Source organism: Kineococcus glutinatus (assembly GCF_039542765.1).
Classification (GTDB): Bacteria; Actinomycetota; Actinomycetes; order Actinomycetales; family Kineococcaceae; genus Kineococcus_A; species Kineococcus_A glutinatus.
On the sequence record NZ_BAABIL010000913.1, the window covers coordinates 1 to 533 of the forward strand.

The 533-nt window shown below is 81.4% G+C and carries 1 pseudogene; it reads left to right on the plus strand.

Annotated elements, in window-relative coordinates:
- Positions 1-81: 81 nt before the first annotated feature.
- Positions 82-533: pseudogene (locus ABEB16_RS22530) on the plus strand (hypothetical protein); the annotation flags it as partial.

A 533-nucleotide genomic window follows, 5' to 3' on the forward strand; every position in this document is an offset into this window, starting at 1 on the left:
CCCGCGGCCCCGGCCTCCGCCGCTCCGGCCCCCGCGGCTCCGGCCCCCGCCGCTCCGGCGGCCCCGGCCGGGGAGCGCACCGTGCCGCACCGGCCCATCTCCACCGAGGGCGACGACTTCGCCTTCACCCTGGCCACGATGCGTCGGCACCTCGCCGACGGCACGCCCGCATCTGCACCCCCGGTCACTCCTGTTGTACCGTCGGTGACTGCCGGGTCCGTGCCGCCCGTGGTGCCCGCCGCCCCCGCGGACCGGGCGAACCCGGTGGAGCGCCCTGCGGCGTTCCCGGCGCCGCAGGCCGAGGCCGGCCCGCGCGCCGCCGTCGAGGGCCGGAGCTTCGGGGAGGACGCCGTGACGACCGAGTCGAACGGAGCGGGGGCCCGCAACGCCCCCGGCGGCGAGCAGCCCCAGGGCTTCCCGACCGCCTCGTTCGAGCGGCCGGCCGGTGCCGACGAGCCGGCGCGGCAGGGCGGCGAGGCCGCCACCCGCGCCCGGCACGCCTCCGGTGGCCCGGAGGAGGCCGCGCGTCCCGA